Origin of the sequence: Amycolatopsis sp. cmx-11-51, assembly GCF_047608665.1 — a bacterium.
GTDB lineage: Bacteria > Actinomycetota > Actinomycetes > Mycobacteriales > Pseudonocardiaceae > Amycolatopsis.
In genome coordinates this window covers 96,495-112,262 of sequence record NZ_JADNQO010000002.1, presented here as the reverse complement: position 1 = coordinate 112,262, position 15,768 = coordinate 96,495, and the positions used below count along the sequence as shown (strand labels likewise).

The 15,768-nt window shown below is 69.1% G+C and carries 14 protein-coding genes and 3 pseudogenes; 9 read left to right on the top strand and 8 right to left on the bottom strand.

Features of this window, described 5'->3' with window-relative positions; all coding sequences use genetic code 11:
* Window positions 1-24: 24 nt before the first annotated feature.
* Entirely contained in the window at window positions 25-666 is a 642-nt protein-coding gene (pgsA, locus tag ACM6LU_RS09365) for a CDP-diacylglycerol--glycerol-3-phosphate 3-phosphatidyltransferase (RefSeq protein ID WP_414937234.1), read from the bottom strand.
* Entirely contained in the window at window positions 663-2,111 is a 1,449-nt protein-coding gene (rimO, locus tag ACM6LU_RS09360; RefSeq protein WP_414937233.1) for a 30S ribosomal protein S12 methylthiotransferase RimO, read from the bottom strand. The genes pgsA and rimO overlap by 4 nt, the downstream gene beginning before the upstream one ends.
* Before the next feature lie 88 nt (window positions 2,112-2,199).
* Here rimO and ACM6LU_RS09355 point away from each other — a divergent pair, with 88 nt between their 5' ends.
* Window positions 2,200-2,736 (top strand): amino-acid N-acetyltransferase, encoded by a 537-nt coding sequence (locus ACM6LU_RS09355; protein ID WP_414937232.1) that lies wholly within the window; start codon window positions 2,200-2,202, stop codon window positions 2,734-2,736.
* Here the strand turns inward: ACM6LU_RS09355 and ACM6LU_RS09350 are convergent.
* Window positions 2,733-2,972: a hypothetical protein gene (locus ACM6LU_RS09350; RefSeq protein ID WP_414937231.1), complete on the bottom strand. Its 240-nt coding sequence runs from the start codon at window positions 2,970-2,972 to the stop codon at window positions 2,733-2,735. The genes ACM6LU_RS09355 and ACM6LU_RS09350 overlap by 4 nt on opposite strands.
* A gap of 117 nt (window positions 2,973-3,089) precedes the next feature.
* Here ACM6LU_RS09350 and ACM6LU_RS09345 point away from each other — a divergent pair.
* Both ACM6LU_RS09345 and ACM6LU_RS09340 read left to right on the top strand, forming a co-directional pair.
* A pseudogene (locus ACM6LU_RS09345) lies at window positions 3,090-3,146 on the top strand (hypothetical protein); the annotation flags it as partial.
* Between the two features lie 119 nt (window positions 3,147-3,265).
* The gene (locus ACM6LU_RS09340) at window positions 3,266-3,907 is read left to right on the top strand and encodes a nitroreductase family protein (protein WP_414937230.1); all 642 of its coding nucleotides are present in this window, start codon (window positions 3,266-3,268) and stop codon (window positions 3,905-3,907) included.
* A 47-nt stretch (window positions 3,908-3,954) separates the two neighbouring features.
* Here ACM6LU_RS09340 and ACM6LU_RS09335 read toward each other — a convergent pair whose 3' ends face one another.
* Both ACM6LU_RS09335 and ACM6LU_RS09330 read right to left on the bottom strand, forming a co-directional pair.
* Complete coding sequence (locus ACM6LU_RS09335) at window positions 3,955-4,389, bottom strand: hypothetical protein (RefSeq protein ID WP_414937229.1); 435 nt, start codon at window positions 4,387-4,389, stop codon at window positions 3,955-3,957.
* 94 nt (window positions 4,390-4,483) lie between these two features.
* Entirely contained in the window at window positions 4,484-6,985 is a 2,502-nt protein-coding gene (locus ACM6LU_RS09330) for a DNA translocase FtsK 4TM domain-containing protein (RefSeq protein WP_414937228.1), read from the bottom strand.
* Between the two features lie 129 nt (window positions 6,986-7,114).
* Here ACM6LU_RS09330 and ACM6LU_RS09325 point away from each other — a divergent pair, with 129 nt between their 5' ends.
* The 6 genes and pseudogenes from ACM6LU_RS09325 to ACM6LU_RS09300 all read left to right on the top strand — a co-directional run bounded on the left by ACM6LU_RS09325 (window position 7,115) and on the right by ACM6LU_RS09300 (window position 11,892).
* Complete coding sequence (locus ACM6LU_RS09325) at window positions 7,115-7,924, top strand: lysophospholipid acyltransferase family protein (protein WP_414937227.1); 810 nt, start codon at window positions 7,115-7,117, stop codon at window positions 7,922-7,924.
* 58 nt (window positions 7,925-7,982) lie between these two features.
* A pseudogene (locus tag ACM6LU_RS09320) lies at window positions 7,983-8,197 on the top strand (flavodoxin family protein); the annotation flags it as partial.
* Between the two features lie 118 nt (window positions 8,198-8,315).
* Window positions 8,316-8,606, top strand: a complete 291-nt coding sequence (locus tag ACM6LU_RS09315; RefSeq protein ID WP_414937226.1) for a hypothetical protein — start codon at window positions 8,316-8,318, stop codon at window positions 8,604-8,606.
* Window positions 8,606-10,135, top strand: coding sequence for an alpha/beta hydrolase (locus tag ACM6LU_RS09310; protein ID WP_414937225.1), 1,530 nt, complete (start codon window positions 8,606-8,608; stop codon window positions 10,133-10,135). Before ACM6LU_RS09315 ends, ACM6LU_RS09310 begins: the two co-directional genes overlap by 1 nt.
* A 74-nt stretch (window positions 10,136-10,209) precedes the next feature.
* The gene (locus ACM6LU_RS09305; protein ID WP_414937224.1) at window positions 10,210-10,749 is read left to right on the top strand and encodes a hypothetical protein; all 540 of its coding nucleotides are present in this window, start codon (window positions 10,210-10,212) and stop codon (window positions 10,747-10,749) included.
* A 175-nt stretch (window positions 10,750-10,924) separates the two neighbouring features.
* Window positions 10,925-11,892 (top strand): annotated as a pseudogene (locus ACM6LU_RS09300) (EamA family transporter).
* On the opposite strand, the gene ACM6LU_RS09295 reads toward ACM6LU_RS09300, so the two are convergent.
* The 3 genes from ACM6LU_RS09295 to dapA form a co-directional block, all read right to left on the bottom strand.
* Window positions 11,869-12,456: a DUF305 domain-containing protein gene (locus ACM6LU_RS09295; RefSeq protein WP_414937223.1), complete on the bottom strand. Its 588-nt coding sequence runs from the start codon at window positions 12,454-12,456 to the stop codon at window positions 11,869-11,871. The pseudogene ACM6LU_RS09300 and the gene ACM6LU_RS09295 overlap by 24 nt on opposite strands.
* 572 nt (window positions 12,457-13,028) lie before the next feature.
* The gene (locus ACM6LU_RS09290; RefSeq protein ID WP_414937222.1) at window positions 13,029-14,726 is read right to left on the bottom strand and encodes a ribonuclease J; all 1,698 of its coding nucleotides are present in this window, start codon (window positions 14,724-14,726) and stop codon (window positions 13,029-13,031) included.
* Window positions 14,723-15,736, bottom strand: a complete 1,014-nt coding sequence (gene dapA / locus ACM6LU_RS09285; protein WP_414937221.1) for a 4-hydroxy-tetrahydrodipicolinate synthase — start codon at window positions 15,734-15,736, stop codon at window positions 14,723-14,725. Before dapA ends, ACM6LU_RS09290 begins: the two co-directional genes overlap by 4 nt.
* Window positions 15,737-15,768 lie beyond the last annotated feature (32 nt).

Here is a 15,768-nt window from a genome sequence, read left to right as displayed (position 1 = left end):
ACACGCTGCGCGCGGCTGTGCCTGTCATAAGCCCGCGGCACGCCGTCCGGCGGCACGGAGCCGCACCGCCCGCACGACGTAGTCGAGCCCGGTCACGACGGTCAGCACGAGTGCGAGCCCCATCAGCACCCACCGCACCGGCTCGGCGGCCGCGGGCAGGGGCAGCAGGTACGCGGTGATGGCCGCGATCTGCGCGAGCGTCTTGGCCTTGCCGCCCCGGCTGGCCGGGATGACGCCGTGCCTGATCACCCAGAACCGCAGCAGCGTCACGCCGATCTCGCGGAGCGCGATGACGATGGTGACCCACCAGCCCAGTTCGCCGAGCACACTCAGCCCGATCAGCGCGGCGCCGATCAGCGCCTTGTCCGCGATCGGGTCGGCGATCTTGCCGAAGTCGGTGATCAGCCCGTACTTGCGCGCGACCCAGCCGTCGACCTGGTCGGTGAACGACGCGATCGCGAACAGCGTGGTGGCGATCGCGCGCCAGAACGTGTCCGTCCCGTCGCCGGCGAACAGCGCCATCACGAACAGCGGCACCAGCACCAGCCGCGACATCGTGAGGAGGTTCGCCAGGTTCAGCGTCGGGACCGGGGTGGCCTCGGGGACCCGGGCGTGCTCACCGCCGGTTCCCTCGCCCGCCCCGGCGTCGCTCGGGGCGGCATTCACCGGTCGGCCTCGAGCGGCGCGGGCCGCACGATCAGGTCGACACCCTCGGAGTCGACGACCTCGCAGCGCACGAAGTCACCGACCGCCAGCGAGGGCAGGTCGTCCGTCTCGATCAGGACGCATTCGCCGTCGACCTCGGGCGCCTGGTGCGCGGCGCGGCCGATCGGGTCTTCGCCGTCCTCGGCCTGCTCGATCAGCACGTCGACGAAGTCGCCGACGCGCTCCTCGGCACGCTGCGAGGTCAGCTCCTCGACCAGCGCGGAGATCCGGGAGACCCGCTCGGCCACCACGGTCTCGTCGAGTTTGCCGTCGAAGGTCTCGGCCTCGGTGCCGTCCTCGTCCGAGTAGCCGAAGACGCCCACCGCGTCGAGCCGCGCACCGGTCAGGAAGCGCTCCAGCTCGGCGACGTCCTCTTCGGTCTCGCCGGGGAAGCCGACGATGACATTGGTGCGGATGCCCGCGTTGGGCGAGTACTCCCGGATCTGCTCGGTCAGCGCGAGGAACGAGTCCGTGGAGCCGAAGCGGCGCATGCGGCGCAGCACGGTCTCGCTGGAGTGCTGGAAGGACAGGTCGAAGTAGTCGGCGACGCCCGGCGTGGTCGCGATGGCCTTGACCAGGCCGGGGCGCGTCTCGGCGGGCTGCAGATAGGAGACGCGGACACGCTCGATACCGGCCACCGCGGCCAGGCGCGGGACCAGCAGTTCCAGCGCGCGGGCGCCGTCACGGCCGAAGTCCTTGCCGTAGGAGGTGGAGTTCTCCGAGACGAGGAAGACCTCCTTGACGCCGTTCTCCGCGAGCCACATCGCCTCGGCGACGATCTCGTCCGGCTGCCGGGACACGAAGGAGCCCCGGAACGACGGGATCGCGCAGAACGAGCAGCGGCGGTCGCAGCCGGAAGCGATCTTCAGCGCGGCCACCGGGGAGGTGTCGAGCCGGGTCCGCAGCACCCTCGGCCCCCAGCCGTGCTGCGCGTGCCCTGGCACCTCGACCGTCTCGGCGGCCGTCGGGCGCTGGACCGGGCTGATCGGCAGCAGCTTGCGGCGGTCGGAGGGGGTGTGAGACTCGACCTTGCGGCCCGCCACGACGTCGTCCAGGCGGTCGGAGAGGTCGGCGTAGTGGTCGAAACCCAGGACCGCGTCGGCCTCGGGCAGGTTTTCGGCCAGCTCGTTGCCGTAGCGCTCGGCCATGCAGCCGACGGCGACGACCTTCTTCCCGGTGTCGGACGCGGCGAGCAGCGTGTCGACCGAATCCTTCTTCGCGGACTCGACGAAGCCGCAGGTGTTGACCACCACGACGTCGGAGTCCTCGGGCTCGGCGGCGAGCTCCCAGCCGCCCGCCGCCAGCCGTCCGGCGAGTTCCTCGGAATCGACCTCGTTGCGGGCGCAACCGAGGGTCAGCAAGGACACGCGGCGGGTGGCGACAGGATCAGTGGTGGGAGAAGGCACGTGCCTCAGGGTAGCTGGCCTGTTCTCGGGGTCGGCGATCGCTCGCTCGGGCGAGTCCTCGGCCGGGCACGGCCTCGATGATGGCTTAATGGTGGATGTGCTGCCAGACCCCCTCGAACCGCTCCATCGCCGCCGCCCGGCCGTTCGCCGGGCGCGGATCGCGGACGTCCGCAAGATCAAGGCGCTGGTCGACTCCGACGCGGGGACGGTGCTGCTGGAGAAGGAGCTCGTCACCCTCTACGAGAGTGTCCAGGAGTTCTGGGTGGTCGAAGACGGTGACGACGTACTCGGCTGTGGTGCCCTCCACGTGCTCTGGGAGGACATCGGCGAGCTGCGCACCATCGCGGTCGACAAGACGTCCCGGGGTCGCGGGATCGGGCACGCGCTGGTGGGGCAACTGATCGGCTTCGCCCGCGAGATCGGGCTGAAGCGGCTGTTCGTGCTGACCTTCGAGACCCGCTTCTTCGCTGGTCACGGCTTCGTCGAGATCGACGGCACCCCGGTGACCCAGGAGGTCTACGAGGAGATGCGGCGCTCGGCCGATCCTGGTGTCGCGGAGTTCCTCGACCTGCCGTACGTGAAGCCCAACACCTTGGGCAACAGCCGGATGTTGCTGGAGCTTTAGAGCTTTCGTGAGCTGCGTGCGAAGGGGACTTTTTCCGCATCGCACGCGGCGAAGGGCGCTTTCCCCTCATCGCACGCGGCGATGGTCCCCTTCAGCTCTTCTTCCCTGACGGACGGAACCGAGGCACGACGCGGGTCGAGGAGATCCTCGAACCGGAGCAGATCGGGTACCAGTACGCGGAAGGCGTCCGGCATCCGGCATCCGGCATCCGGCATCCGGCATCCGGCATCCGGCATCCGGCATCCGGAGACCATCGAACCACCTGCTGGACCTGTTCCGGAGCTACCGGAACACCCCCCACCTACCCGAAGTTCCAGGCGTGGTGGCGAGAAGCCCAGCTTCCCGTGCTCGCCATGTGGGGTCGCGACGACCCGTTCTTCAACCCGGCGGGGGCCGAAGCGTTCCGGAATGATGTTCCCTCGGCGGAGGTTCATCTCTTCGACACCGGGCATTTCGCGCTGGAAGAGGACCTCGAACCGATCAGAGCTGATCGACCGCTTCCTGGCGGCGCGTCACTGAAAGGCGGCACATGGACACCTCGGTCACCGACCACCTGCTCAGCACAACGCGGTCGGTCCGCCGCAAACTCGACCTGGACCGGCCAGTGGAACCCGAGGTGCTCGAAGAGTGCCTGCGGCTCGCACTGCAGGCGCCGACCCCGGGCAACCAGCAGGCCTGGCGCTGGCTCGTCGTCCGCGACCAGGGTGTGAAGGACAAACTCGCGGAGCTGTTCCGGCGAGTGGGGAACGCCTACCTGGAGGCGAACGCCGCCGCGCTGGGGCAGGCGATCACCGAACCGTCCGTGGCGAGGGCGTTCGCCTCGGGGCAGCACCTGATCGATGTGATCGACCGGGTGCCGGTGTACGTCATCCCGTGCCTGACCGGCAGGCCGAGCGGCGACAACGCGACCGACGCCGCGTTCTACGGCGGCATCTTCCCGGCGGTATGGAACTTCCAGCTGGCGCTGCGGTCGCGCGGCCTCGGCTCGACGCTCACGACGTATCACCTGACGCACGAGGCGGAGGCGGCCGAGATCCTCGGCATCCCCTCCGATGTCACGCAGGTCGGACTGCTGCCGGTCGCCTACACGACGGTGCCGGACTTCAAGCCCGCGTCGCGCGTGCCGCTGCCGGAAGTCGCGTACCTCGACGGCTGGGGCAACGCGCTCTAAGGCTGGGGTGGTCGAGTGGGTAAGGACGGTCAGAACCGTTTTGCCACTCACGAGACCCGCAGGGTGACCTGGTCGCCGCCCGAACTCACGGCGACCAGGTCCACCCGGCAGCCGGCGAACTCGACGGACTGCCTGCCACCTCGTCCGGTGGAGGCGACTTCCGCCGTCGTCCGCTCACCGCGTCCGGGTTCGGCCAGGGTCAGCTCGACCACGGCCTCTCCTTCCCAGACGCAGACCGTGTCCGCGGGGCAGCGGGAATCGGACACCAAACGGGCGAAGCGGATACTGACGTCTTTCGACGCGACCTCGGTCGTGTCACCGACTTTGAGGACGACGGTCTCCCCCAGCCCCACGGTGCGCTGGGGTTGCTGCACCGGGGCGAGCTGGGCCGCCGCGGGTTGTTCGCGCGCGGCGGAGCTGTCGGCCCCGCAGGCGAGACCGGCCAGGGCGCAGAGGACGACGAGCAGCTTCTTGGGGTCCACTGAGTGAGGACGTAACGAAGCAGCTGGCCCGTTGCATCGGTTTTTCAAGTGTCCTGAAAGCCCCTTTATGACACACCTGACCTCCAGGGCCAGGTCAGTCGTCGTCGGAGACGTCCCCGCCGTTCGCGTCCCCGCCGCCGCGGATCATGAACAGCACCGACTCCAGCTCCTCCGGCTTGATCAGCACGTCCCGCGCCTTCGAGCCCTCTGAAGGCCCGACGACGCCCCGGCTTTCCAACAGGTCCATCAGGCGCCCGGCCTTGGCGAAGCCGACGCGCAGTTTCCGCTGCAGCATCGACGTGGAGCCGAACTGCGAGGTGACGATCAGCTCGGCGGCCTGCAGAAGGACGTCGAGGTCGTCGCCGATGTCGGAGTCGATCTCCTTCTTCTCGCCAGCCTTCGCCGCGGTGACGCCGTCCTGGTAGTTCGGCTGCGCCTGCTCCTTCGCGAAGTTGACGACGGCCGAGATCTCCTCGTCGCCGACGAAGGCACCCTGGATACGGACCGGCTTCCCGGCACCCATCGGCAGGTACAGCGCGTCACCCATACCGATGAGCTTCTCCGCGCCCGGCTGGTCGAGGATGACCCGCGAGTCGGTGAGCGAGGAGGTCGCGAACGCCAGCCGCGAGGGCACGTTGGTCTTGATCAGGCCGGTCACGACATCGACCGACGGACGCTGCGTCGCCAGGACCAGGTGGATACCGGCGGCACGCGCCTTCTGGGTGATCCGGACGATCGCGTCCTCGACGTCGCGTGGCGCGGTCATCATCAGGTCGGCGAGCTCGTCGACGATCGCCATGATGTACGGGTATGGCTCGTACACGCGCTCGCTGCCGGGCGGCGCGGTGATCTCGCCCGAGCGGACCTTCTTGTTGTAGTCGTCGATGTGCCGGACCTTGTTGACCTGCATGTCCTGATACCGCTGCTCCATCTCCTCCACCAGCCAGGCCAGCGCCGCGGCGGCCTTCTTCGGCTGGGTGATGATGGGCGTGATCAGGTGCGGGATGCCCTCGTACGGGGTCAGTTCCACCATCTTCGGGTCGATCAGGATCATCCGGCACTCGTCCGGCGTCGCCCGCGCGAGCAGCGACACCAGCATCGAATTCACGAAGCTCGACTTACCGGAACCGGTGGACCCCGCCACCAGCAGGTGCGGCATCTTCGTCAGGTTCGCGGTGACGAAGTGACCCTCGATGTCCTTGCCGAGCCCGATGACCATCGGGTGGTTGTCCTTGACCGTCGACGGCGCGCGCAGCACGTCGCCGAGGCGCACCATCTCGCGGTCGGAGTTCGGCACCTCGATGCCGACCGCGGACTTGCCGGGGATCGGCGCCAGCAGCCGGACGTTGTCGGTCGCCACCGCGTAGGCGATGTTCTTGGTCAGCGCGGTGATCTTCTCGACCTTCACGCCGGGGCCGAGTTCGACCTCGTACCGGGTGACCGTCGGACCCCGCGTGAAGCCGGTGACCTGCGCGTCGACGTTGAACTGGTCCAGCACGCCGGTAATCGCCTCGATCATGGCGTCGTTGGCCTTGCTGCGGGACTTCGGCGCGTCGCCGAGCTTCAGCAGGTCCGGCGGCGGGAGCTTGTAGTCGCCTTCGACGGTCCTGGTGACCGCCATCGGCGGCTCGGCCTTCTTCGGCTTCTTCTCCTCGACAGGCTTGGCGGGGGGCTTAGGCGGGCGAAGCGGCGTCGGCGCTTCGGCCAGCGCGGCTTCGATGTCGAGCTGCTCCCCCGCGTTGTCGCCGGCGCCCTGGCGGCGCCGCGACGGTTTCCGCAGGCGGACCGACTTCGGGTCGGCTTCGGTGACGGCGTCGCGTTCGTCGTGGATGGCCTTGCGCTCGGCCTCGGCCTCTTCGATCTCTTCGGGATCGAGACCCCAGCTGCGCAGCCGGTGCGGAATCTCCCGGACCGGGGTCCCGGTGAACACGAGGGTGCCGAACAGCAGCACCAGCACCAGCACCGGTACGGCGACCCAGGTGGTGACGCCCATGGTCAGCAGGCCGCCGGAGAACGCGCCGATCACCCCACCGGCGTACATCCGCGCGTCGTTGGTCTCGGGCAGCGCGGTGAAGATGTGCAGCAGGCCGAGCACGGACAGGATGACCAGGACGGTGCCGATGACCATCCGCGGCCGGGCTTCCGGTACCGGTTCGGAGCGCATCAACGCGACGGCCGCCACGACCAGGACCAGCGGCAGCGTCACCGCCCCGGCTCCCAGCAACGAGCGGGTGCCGATCTCCACCCAGCCGCCGACGGGGCCCGCGGCCCGCCACCAGACGCCGAACGCGATCACCAGCGCCAGCGCGATCAGGCCGAGGGCGAGACCGTCGCGGCGGTGTTCGGGTTCGAGTTCGCGACCGCGGCCGACCGTCCTCGCGAGGGTGCCGAGCCCCTTCGCGAGCAGATTCCAGGTACCGCGCACGCCCTTGGCGAACGTGCCGGAAGACTTCTTCCTCGGCGCCGGGCGCCGTGGAGCGGGCTTCCTCGCCGTCGTTGACCTGGGCTTCGCCGGGGTACGCGGCTTCCGCGTCGGCCCCTTGCTGCCGCCGCTTCGCGCCGTACTCCGTTTCCTGGTCGTCGACCCGCTAGCCATGTCTCCACGGTAACCGCCTCGACCCCTTCAGTCCCGGGCGCCACTCGGAGCACATCGGAGAACATTCGTCTCAGGTCACAGCTCGAGCGGCCATCCGGGTGAAACGCGGCTCATGACATGCTCTGCCCCATGTTCGCGCTGCATCAGGATGAGAATTCGGCTCGCCGCGCTCCGGCGATCTGGCGCACGATGCTGAACATCGACCGGGGGCTGGTCAACTTCGTCGGCAAACTCACCGTCACCGGCGGTGTCCCTGCCGAACTGCGCCGGAAGCCCTTGCTCATGACGGCCAACCACATCGGCGTGTTCGACGCGCTCGTGCTGATGGCTGCCTGCAAACGGATCGGCATCAACCCGCGGTTCATGCTGGCGGGCGGCATCCTCGACGCACCGGTCATCGGCCCGGCGCTGCGGGCCAGCGGCCACCTGCGGGTCGACCGCAAGCAGGCTTCGACGGCCATCGGCCAGTTCGCCGAGGCGACCGAGGCCCTGCGCACCACCCGTGACCCGCTCATCGTCTACCCCGAAGGCCGGATCAGTCACGATCCCGGCCTGTGGCCAGAACGTGGCAAGACCGGTGCCGCGCGGCTCGCGCTGGCGGCCGGGGTGCCGGTGATCCCGATCAGTCAGTGGGGCGCGCACGAAGCCGTCTATTGGGGGACCGAGACCGTCAACGGTCCCGCCGACCTGTTGCCGCTCGCCAAGTCCGGGCTGAGCGCGCCGATGCGCCGTCCCCGCTTCCAGGTGCATTTCGGCGACCCGGTAAACCTGTCGGAGGTCGAGCCGGAGCGGCCGGGCGCCGGTGTCCGCGCGCACGCCAAGATCATGCAGGCGATCACCGACGGCTTGGTGCCGCTGCGCCGCGGCGAGCTGGACAGGCCGCGGTTCCACGACCCGACGCGGCCGACCGACACCGTCAGCCCCTGGAAGAAGTACTGAGTTCGGGATCCTGAGACGGGTGCTCGCGCTCGTCTCAGGTCGGCGGACGTGAGCACCCGACGCGGGTCCGCACCACGACCTGGCGACGCTGGAAGACCTGCAGTGGGCGACGGTTTCGTGGCCGGGAGCCCGATCCGGTTCGGCGGCCCCGCCGCCCAGTTCAAGTCCTTTTTGGACAGCACCGGCGGTTTGTGAGCCAAGGGAGAGTTGGCGAACAAGGTCGCGACGTCGTTCACCACCGCGTCCACCGCGCAAGGCGGGCTCGAATCGGGCAATCCGTACGGCGGCTGCAGGGGCGACGGCCTTTTCAAGAACGGGTGAAGGGAACCGCTCGCCCGTCCCCCGCGTCGTAGGTTGGTCACACAGGGTCACGCTACGGGGAGGAAGCGCGATGACCGGCGGGTACGAGGTGGTCCTGGAAGCGATCGGTGCCGCGTCAAGCGCGGCGGAACGGGCTTCAGGCGACGTCGGGCAGGTGCATCTCGCGGCCACGCTCGCCGGTGTGGCGGCAGGACTGCCGGGCGGCGTGTCCGGTGAAGCGGCGCGACTGCTCGCGGACGCCTGGAGCCGCGCGGTGCCCGGCTGGGCGGCGAACACCTCGGAGTACGCCGCACAACTCGGCGAAGCCGCCGCCCGCTACCGCTCGAACGAGCTGGCGGCGTCCCGGGAACTCCACGTCTGATGCTCACCTGGGGCGACGTGCGCCGATGGGATCCGGCCGCGATCGGCGCCGTCGCCGACGCGCTCAACGACGGCTGCACCCGGATCATCGCCGTGAACGACGACGTCGAGTCCATGGCGCGTCTCCCCGGCTGGCTCGGCGAGGCCGCCACCGCCGCGTCGACGCGAGGCGAGTCGCTCACCTCCAGCTTGGAGCAACTGGTGGCCGAAGCGTCCGCGGTCCGGCGGGGCGCGCACGAGGTGCAGATCGCGCTGGACCGGGTCGTCGCGTTCGTGCGGGAGACCGACGAACTCGCTTCCCGGAACGGCCTGATCGTCGGCTCCGGCGGGGAGATCACTTCTTCCGGTGGGCCTTCAGAGCCTCGCGTGATGGCGGAACTGGCCGACCGGGTCGAGCAGATCCTGCGCCGCGCCACCGACGTCGACGCCGATTTCGCCGCCATCATGCAACGGGCCCTTCGCGGCGAGATCACCGAACAGGGTGCCGGCACCCTCGCTCAAGCCGCGGACGCCGGCGCCGCGCAAAGCGGCCTGTCGATCATCGGGCCGCCGGAGAACGGCTCCCCCGGTGACAACAAGGCGTGGTGGGACAGCCTGTCGGATACGGCGAAAGTCGCCCTGCTGCGAGGAAATCCCGGGCTCATCGGGAATCTCGACGGCATCCCGGCCACCGACCGCGACGCCGCCAACCGCGCCGTCCTCGCCAGTGAAATCGCGCGGCTGCGAGGTGATCCGAAGGTGAAAGGCCTGGAAGCCATCGCGCGGCGGCTGGACCAGCCGGAACCGCGGGCGTTCCTGCTGGGGCTGGACACCAGCGGCGACGGGAAGGCGATCGTGTCCGCGGGGAACCCGGACACGGCGATGAACGTGGCGACGTACGTGCCGGGGACCGGGTCGGAACTGGCGAAGATCGGCGGCGACCTGAACCGCTCCGACAAGATGTGGGCCGTGGCGACTACCGCGGGCTCCCCGTCGACCGCGGTGATCACCTGGCTCGGCTACGACGCTCCGAACGGGCTCACCGACGCCGCGAGCGAAAAGTACGCCGATGGAGGTAGAGCCGCACTCACCCAATTCCAGGAAGGACTGCGGGAAACGCATCAAGGGACGCCGTCGCACAACACGGTGATGGGCCACAGCTACGGCACGACGGTCGTCGGTCACGCCGCCCGCGACGGCGGCCTCGCCGCGGACGAACTCGTCTTCGTGGCGAGCCCGGGAGTCGGCGCGCACGATGTGAGCGAACTGCATCTCGATGGGGTGGATCAGGGCGACGTCGGCGAGCATGTGCACGCGACAGTGGCGGAACACGACATGATCAATCTGGCGAACCTCGAGGTCGCCGGGTACGACCTGGTGCTCGGTCAGGACCCGACCGACGCGGACTTCGGCGGGCAGGTGTTCACCTCGGCGCCGGGGACGGACGGGTTCGGCGGGTACAGCCAGGAAGCGCACAGTGAATACTGGGAAGACAACAACCCCTCGTTGAACAATCTCGGCCAGATCATCGCCGGAAAACCGACGACATGATTCATCGGACACTCCCGTTCATCCTTGCTTCGCTGCTGCTCTCGGCGGCCTGTACCCCTGAAGGTGGGGAGGACATGAAATCGACGATCACCGAACAGCAGGCCCGCGACAAGGTCGAGCAGTACATCCAGGGGGCGCTCTCGGCCTTGCCCGCCCCTGCCGAGCTGAAGGTATTCACTCGAAACCGTTCTGAGTGCACTGACCCCACCGACAACGGCCCCCAAGGCCGCTTCGAGATCTCCGCGACCTACGAGATCGTCGGCCTGGATTCCGCTCAGTTTCCCGGATACTTCACCAAGATCATTCAGTGGTGGGAGTCGCACTCGTTCCGAGTTCTGACCGACTCCCGGCCGACAGATCAATATGTTTTCGCGCGCAACTCCGGCGATGCCTTCGACATGTCGCTCAAGGCGAACGATCTCGGCAAGTTCTATGTCGGCGCGACCTCACCCTGCGTCTGGCCGAACGGCACCCCCGAACCCCAGGCCCTCGAAGCGCCTGTCGCCGCCCCATCGGAACCGGAACCCGCTCCGGTCCGCAGGCCTCGCCGCGCTCCCGTCGATGACGACGACTTCGACCGGACCGACTGGACCGACGGCGGCACCTCCTTCTGAGTCCAGTGACCGTGTGGATTTGGGACGGGAGATGCCCCGAAATCCACACAGTCCGGCGGGACCGTCCCTGTCACGACCGGTTCCGGAGGGGGTGTGTGGAAATAGGGACACTCACCGTCCCTATTTCCACACACCCCTTGCCCTGCGAGCCTCACCCGGCCTCTACCCTCCGGCCGTGACCGCCGAACTCGCCACCCCCTCCCAGCACGTCGCGCACCGCGGCCGGGGCATCACGCTCATCCTGCTCGCCGCGCTCTTCTTCGGGACGTCGGGCGTGCTGGGCAAACCGGCGATGCAGGCCGGGATGTCGCCGGAGCAGGTCGCGGCGATCCGCATCGGACTGTCGGCGATCGTGCTGCTCGCGCTGGTCGCCGCGTTCCGGCCGAGACTGCTCAAAGTGACGAAGCGCGAGTGGCCGCTGCTGCTGGCGTACGGCTCGCTCGGCGTGGCGGGCGTCCAGCTCATGTACTTCGTCGCGGCGGGCCGGATCCCGGTCGGGATCGCGATCCTGCTCGAGTTCACCTCGCCGGTGCTGATCGCGCTGTGGGTGCGGTTCGTGCGGCGGGTGCGGTTGCCGAGGGCGATGTGGGCGGGGATCGCGCTGGCGATGACCGGGCTCGTGCTGGTCGCGCAGGTCTGGGAAGGCCTCACCCTGGACGTCCTCGGGTTGCTCGCCGGGCTCGGCGCGGCGTTCTGTTCCGCGGGATACTTCCTGCTCGGGGAGCGTGGCGTCGCGAACCGGGATCCGCTCGGCATGGTGACCTGGGGGATGACGATCGGCGCGGTCCTCGTGTGCGCGGTCGCGCCACCGTGGACGATTCCGTGGGATGTCCTCGGCGTCCCGGCGACGTTCGGGCCGTGGCGGCCGCCGGTGTGGTCGCTGCTGATCGCGCTGGTGCTGATCGCGACCGTTCTCGCCTACGCGACGGGCATGGCGGCGCTGCGCCACCTTCCGGCGCCGGTGGCGAGCGTCGTGGGGCTGGTGGAGCGCTGGTCGCCGCCGCCGCGGCCTGGTCACTGCTCGGTGAGGCGCTCAGCTGGATTCAAGCCGCGGGCGCGGTGGTGCTGCTGACCGGCGCGTACATCGTCCAGCTGAATTCGAACGTCGTCCAGACGGACTCAACCCTGCTGGAAGCCCCGTAGGTCACTGATCTCCTGCTGCTGCGAACGCGACGTCGTCGCGGCGAGGTCGCGGGCGTCGGGGTTGCGGCCGTGCTGGGTTTCGGCGTCGGCGATGCGGACGCCCGCCTCGCGCTGCTTCTGCAGCCGCGAGACGAACTTGCGGTCGAAGTCCTTTCCGGACAGTCCGGCCAGTTCCGCCATGTCGCCGGGACCGATGTACCCGTCGCGCTGGATGTGTTCGAGGTTCGGATCGTCCGGCGCGGGCTGGCCCCAGGACTCGATGAGCGCGGAGAGCCGCGCGATCTCCGGTTCGTGCGTGTCGATGACCCGCTTGGCGAGCGTCTTCAGCTGTACGTTGTCGGCGCGGGTTTCCGCCAGGGAAGCCAGATCCACGCCCTGCTGGTGGTGCGCGAGTGCCTGCCGCGCGAACGCGACATCGGCGTCGTTGAACGGAACGGCGGCCTGCTGAACCAGCGGTGACGACCCGGGAGGCGCCGTCTGCGCTTGGGGCGCCTCGTCCGAGCAACCGGCAAGCACGGCGGCCAGGGAGACGGCGGGCAGTAACCGGAGGACGGCGTGCGGCATCGAACTGCTCCTCGGAACGCGCGGTGGAGGTGCCTAGGTTCGCAGAGTCCGCATCGGCCTGTTCACCGGGGGTTGCGCAAACACTTTTCCTCCGGTCCTCGCGGTGTGACAATCCCGCGATTCACCGCCTTGGCGACAGGAGGTAACCGCGAATGGGCGCAGAAACCACCCCGGATCGGACCACCGACCGGGCGGGCCTGCGCCCGGACCTGCGGCAACGCCACGTCCGGATGATCGCGCTCGGCGGCGTCATCGGCGCGAGCCTGTTACGTGTACCCCCACCATCATGCGGTGATTACGCGCGTGAAGTCCCCTTCTCTCGACGGAGTTGGGAAGTGCGCAGGTACCCCCGTTGATCAAGGATTTGGACGCTGAGTGTCCCAGATCCTTCATCAACGATGACCCGACGCCGGTCGCGGAGACTCTTTCGTAGGTGCTTGGGTCTCGTGAGTGGTATGCGACGACGTATGGAGGCTCCCGCCCCTCGGCCCAGTACATGAAGGCCCTCTTCCTTGCGCCTAGCGCAAAAAAGAGGGCCTTCTTGTACTTCAGGTGGGCAAGGCCGCGCGAAGCTAGACCGGGATGACCGTCGGAACGATCATCGGACGGCGCCGGTAGGTGTCGGCGACCCAGCGGCCGACGACGCGGCGCACGGCCTGTGCGATGCGGTGCGTGTCGGTGATGCCCTCGGCCTCGGACCTGGCGAGTTCCATCTCCACCAACGGGAGCACGGCGTCGAGTGCCTTCGGATCGTCGGAGAACCCGCGCCCGGACACGGTCGGACGGGTCACCGCGCGGCCGGTGCTGGTGTCCACGGCGACCGTGATGGCGATGAACCCGCCTTCGCCGAGCACGAGCCTGTCGGACAAGGTCGACTCGCCGACGTCGCCGACCGAGAGGCCGTCGACGTACACGTGCCCGACCTCGACCCGGCCGGTCCGCGTGGCCTTGCCGTCGACGAGGTCGACCACGACACCGTCCTCGGCGATGACCACGTTCTCCGGCGCGACGCCGGTGCGCACGGCCAGTTCACCGTTGGCGCGCAGGTGCTTCCACTCGCCGTGCACCGGCATGACGTTGCTGGGGCGCACCGCGTTGTACAGGTACAGCAGCTCGCCGGCCGACGCGTGCCCGGACACGTGCACCTTGGCGTTGCCCTGGTGGACGACGTTCGCGCCGAGCCGGGTGAGGCCGTTGACGACGCCGAAGACCGCGGTTTCGTTGCCCGGGATCATCGAGCTGGCCAGCACGACGGTGTCGCCGGCGCGGATCGAGATCTGCCGGTGCTCGCCGCGCGCCATCCGCGACAGCGCCGACAGCGGCTCGCCCTGCGAACCGGTCGACACGAACAGCACCTTGCTCTCGGGCAGGTCGCTGGCCTGGTCCAGGTTGACCAGCAGGCCGTCAGGCACGTTCAGCAGGCCGAGGTCGGCGGCGATGCCCATGTTCCGGACCATCGACCGGCCGACGAAGGCGACCCGGCGGCCGTGCCGCGTGGCGGCGTCGAGCACCTGCTGGACGCGGTGCACGTGGCTCGCGAAGCAGGCGACGATGACACGCTGGTCGACGCGGCGGATGACATCGTCGAGCACCGGGCCGATGTCGCGTTCCGGCATGACGAACCCGGGTACCTCGGCGTTGGTCGAGTCGACGCAGAACAGGTCCACGCCCTCGTCGCCGAGCCGGGAGAACCCGGCGAGGTCGGTCAGCCTGCCGTCGAGCGGGAGCTGGTCGAGCTTGATGTCACCGGTGTGCAGCACGACACCCGCGGGGGTGCGGATGGCCACCGCGAGCGCGTCCGGGATCGAGTGGTTGACCGCGAAGAACTCGAGGTCGAAGGCGCCGACCGTGCGGCGCTCCCCCTCGCGGACCTCGATCAGGTTCGGCCGCTGGCGGTGCTCCTTGGCCTTGGCCGCGAGCAGCGCGTTCGTGAACCGCGAACCGTAGATCTTCAGGTCGGGGAAGAGCCGCAGCAGGAACGGGACGGCGCCGATGTGGTCCTCGTGCCCGTGGGTGAGGACGAGGCCGTCGATGTCCTCCAGGCGGTCTTCGATCGCGCGGAAGTCGGGCAGGATCAGGTCGACGCCGGGCTGGTCGTCTTCGGGGAAGAGGACACCGCAGTCGACGATCAGCAGACGGCCGCCGAACTCGAAGACGGTCATGTTGCGGCCGACTTCGCCGATCCCGCCGAGCGCCACGACGCGCAAAGCGCCTTCGGGCAGCACGGGCGGCGGAGTGGTCGGTCCGGGTCCGGTTGGCAATGAAGTCACCGAGGCATGGTCCCTACGCTGGTATGTGAGGTCGGCGCCGTGTAGGCCGCCGCTGAATCTGCTTGTGCCACCCGAGCACCATGCCAGTCACCGGCGGCGCTTTCCCCGAGCGGCACGCCACCCTGGGCGAGATCGGCGGAAATCGCCTGGAGCTGCTCGTCGGTGGGGGCCACGATCGGGAGCCGAGGGCCGCCGATGTCTAGCCCGCGAAGCCGCAGGGCGGCCTTCGAGAACGCGACGCCGCCGACGCGGGACATCGCCCGCAGGACGGGCAGCATGCCGCGGTGGTTGGTGCGCGCGGTCGAGGTGTCGCCGGATTCGTAGGCGTCCATCATGCCGCGGATACGGCCCGCCGCGACGTGCCCGATCACGCTGACCACGCCCGCGCCGCCGACGGAGATCCACGGCAGGTTGAGGCCGTCGTCACCGGAGTAGTAGGCGAGCGGCGAGTTCGCGATGACCTCGGAGCCGGCGATCAGATCGCCCTTGGCGTCCTTGACCGCGAGGATGCGCGGGTGCTCCGACAGCCGCAGCAGCGTGTCGACCTCGATCGGGACGATCGACCGCGGCGGGATGTCGTAGAGCATCACCGGCAGGCCGGTCGAGTCGGCGACCGTGGTGAAGTGCGCGTAGAGCCCGGCCTGGCTGGGGCGGGAGTAGTACGGCGTGACGACGAGGATGCCGTGGGCGCCTGCCGCTTCGGCCTGCTTCGCCTGCTCGATGCTGTGCGCGGTGTTGTTCGTTCCGGCGCCCGCGACGATGGTCGCGCGGTCACCCACGGCCTCGACGACCGCGCGGATCAGCTCGACCTTTTCGGCGTCGGTCGTGGTGGGGCTCTCCCCGGTCGTGCCGTTGACGACCAGACCGTCGTTGCCCAGGTCCACGAGGTGTTCGGCCAGCTCCTGCGCCCGCTTCAGGTCCAGCGCGCCGTCGGCGTCGAAGGGGGTGGCCATCGCGGTGAGCACACGCCCGAACGGTCTTCCCGGCGTTGCGGTAGGTGGAGTGGACATGATGTGAAGGTACCTCCTGAGGCCGTCGAACC

What these genes read in the sequence shown, in the direction of transcription:
- ACM6LU_RS09305 (WP_414937224.1), top strand. Translation starts at nt 10,210, where the DNA reads ATGAAATCGACGATCACCGAACAGCAGGCCCGCGACAAGGTCGAGCAG.
- ACM6LU_RS09310 (WP_414937225.1), top strand. Translation starts at nt 8,606, where the DNA reads ATGCTCACCTGGGGCGACGTGCGCCGATGGGATCCGGCCGCGATCGGC.
- ACM6LU_RS09325 (WP_414937227.1), top strand. Translation starts at nt 7,115, where the DNA reads ATGTTCGCGCTGCATCAGGATGAGAATTCGGCTCGCCGCGCTCCGGCG.
- ACM6LU_RS09330 (WP_414937228.1), bottom strand. Translation starts at nt 6,985, where the DNA reads ATGGCTAGCGGGTCGACGACCAGGAAACGGAGTACGGCGCGAAGCGGC.
- ACM6LU_RS09340 (WP_414937230.1), top strand. Translation starts at nt 3,266, where the DNA reads ATGGACACCTCGGTCACCGACCACCTGCTCAGCACAACGCGGTCGGTC.
- ACM6LU_RS09315 (WP_414937226.1), top strand. Translation starts at nt 8,316, where the DNA reads ATGACCGGCGGGTACGAGGTGGTCCTGGAAGCGATCGGTGCCGCGTCA.
- dapA (WP_414937221.1), bottom strand. Translation starts at nt 15,736, where the DNA reads ATGTCCACTCCACCTACCGCAACGCCGGGAAGACCGTTCGGGCGTGTG.
- ACM6LU_RS09350 (WP_414937231.1), bottom strand. Translation starts at nt 2,972, where the DNA reads ATGCCGGATGCCGGATGCCGGATGCCGGATGCCGGATGCCGGATGCCG.
- ACM6LU_RS09355 (WP_414937232.1), top strand. Translation starts at nt 2,200, where the DNA reads ATGGTGGATGTGCTGCCAGACCCCCTCGAACCGCTCCATCGCCGCCGC.
- ACM6LU_RS09295 (WP_414937223.1), bottom strand. Translation starts at nt 12,456, where the DNA reads ATGCCGCACGCCGTCCTCCGGTTACTGCCCGCCGTCTCCCTGGCCGCC.